Source organism: Massilia sp. PWRC2, assembly GCF_049896725.1.
In the GTDB taxonomy this organism is placed as follows: domain Bacteria; phylum Pseudomonadota; class Gammaproteobacteria; order Burkholderiales; family Burkholderiaceae_D; genus JAFCUW01.
Map to the genome: position 1 here is coordinate 1 of NZ_JAFCUW010000036.1, position 1,766 is coordinate 1,766.

General features: G+C 50.2%; 3 protein-coding genes. 2 read left to right on the forward strand and 1 reads right to left on the reverse strand.

Annotated features, from left to right (window positions below; genetic code table 11):
• A partial coding sequence (locus tag ACP7BZ_RS22880) for an RHS repeat-associated core domain-containing protein (protein WP_426117495.1) occupies nucleotides 1-729 on the forward strand: 729 nt, incomplete at its 5' end.
• Nucleotides 726-1,082, forward strand: coding sequence for a hypothetical protein (locus tag ACP7BZ_RS22885; RefSeq protein ID WP_426117497.1), 357 nt, complete (start codon nucleotides 726-728; stop codon nucleotides 1,080-1,082). The genes ACP7BZ_RS22880 and ACP7BZ_RS22885, both read left to right, overlap by 4 nt.
• Before the next feature lie 186 nt (nucleotides 1,083-1,268).
• Here the strand turns inward: ACP7BZ_RS22885 and ACP7BZ_RS22890 are convergent, their stop codons facing one another.
• Nucleotides 1,269-1,595 (reverse strand): helix-turn-helix domain-containing protein, encoded by a 327-nt coding sequence (locus tag ACP7BZ_RS22890; protein ID WP_426117499.1) that lies wholly within the window; start codon nucleotides 1,593-1,595, stop codon nucleotides 1,269-1,271.
• Between the last annotated feature and the right edge of the window lie 171 nt (nucleotides 1,596-1,766).

Genomic DNA, 1,766 nt, shown 5'->3' on the forward strand with positions numbered 1-1,766 from the left:
TTCGCTCTTTACACACCGTTAGCCAGGGAAAAACCGCGCCAAGTCATTGAAGGGACTAAGGAAAACGGCCGCGCTTACGGCAAGTGCGCGTCGGGTGGACGCTTTTTGAGCGTTGATCCAATGAGCCCCGATACTGATTCTGGGGGCAACTTCAATCGTTACAATTATGCCAATAACAACCCATACAATTACATTGATCCTGACGGACGAGAAGCCGAACCTACCTGTAGTTCCGGAGAGCAATGTGTTGTAGGTGTTCCAGGTAAGAGGCCTCCTAATGACGGGGGCTGGTCGGTTGCCATATCTATGACATCTGACTGGGCCACGAATAGTGGGCCGGCAGTCCGAAATTTTGACGCCCGATCAACCTCAACTCAAAATATGATGCATGCTCGACGTGTGAACGAAGCACGGACGGCATGGTATAAAAAGAATCAAAAGCTGTTTGCGGCGAAAAAACCCTTGGCGGCATTGACGAATTATCGAGGAGATTTCGGTATATTCGACTTAATTTGGTACGCCGGTTTAAATCCAACTCAACAGTTTGTTGGAAGCTATCGAATCGATATCTCCCCAATGGACGGCGATCATATTAAGTTTGACGTGAGCAATAATTCCAGCCTCAAATCTTTTCTGTATGGAATCGGTCCGGAGGCGGAGCGGAGTGAATGGAGTAATTTCGGGAATATGCGTCAAACGTACTCCTGGACCGAGGAGATAAAACGATGAAGTTACTTTCTATCTGGGCATTTTTTCTTGTTGGATTGGCGGGTTGCTCGAATGAGCCTTTTGATCCCGCTGGGACTTATAGATTTAAATCTCAGAATAAAATATTAGTGTTGAGTGTTAATGCTGATCGGAGTTATTCTATTGAGGTAAAGGAATCTAATAGTGATTCATATTGGATTCGTGGGCGCTGGCAAAGCGAGGATATAAAGGAAAAGACTATATCTTTTTCTGGTATTATTTGGGTCGGTATTGTACCGCATGCAGGGAATGGATTTTGGATTGCAAAACTCGATGGTCAGCCAGCTCAAATTTGTTTGGATGGCGAGCAGCTAGAATGTTTCCACAAGCAGTGAAAGATTTAGATCGAGGTCCATCTTGCACGACCAGTCCGTTGCTAATACGAGGCGGCTGGTCGATGATCACGGTAAGTACGACGTCCCAACGAGTTGATGAGCAATACTCTTCGTAACAAAAAAAGCCACTCCCTCCGGCTTCCCGGATGCGAGTGGCTTTTTATTTAGCTGCCAGGCAGCGCCGGCTTAGCTGCTCAAGTTACCCACCATTTGCTTGGTCTGGTACTTGATGATCATCCCGTCAAGCAGCGCCTTGATGATGCGGCGCTCCTCATCCGGCATGTGACTGACCGCCTCGAACTGCAAGGCCAGATCGTCAGACGGACCACGGTCAGTCTCGTCGAACACCAGCATGTCCAGGCTCAGGTGCAGCGCCTTGGCCAGTCTGACCAGCGCCTCCAGATTCGGCTGGGCAGTACCAGCCTCGTAGCGCTTGATCTGGTTCACGTGAATCTGCGCGGCATCGGCCAGGCCTTGCTGGGTGTAGCTCTGCGCCTTGCTGAACCGGCACAAGGACCCGGGGTCACATCTGGTAAACGGACACGGTCTGATCAATCGCCTCGCTACCGCCACCAACCTCGATACCTACGTGTATGACGGTTTTGGCCGACGCGTAAAAACCACGGCCATCGACGGCACTGTCACCGTGACCGTGTACAGCCCGGCAGGACAACTGCTTTATAC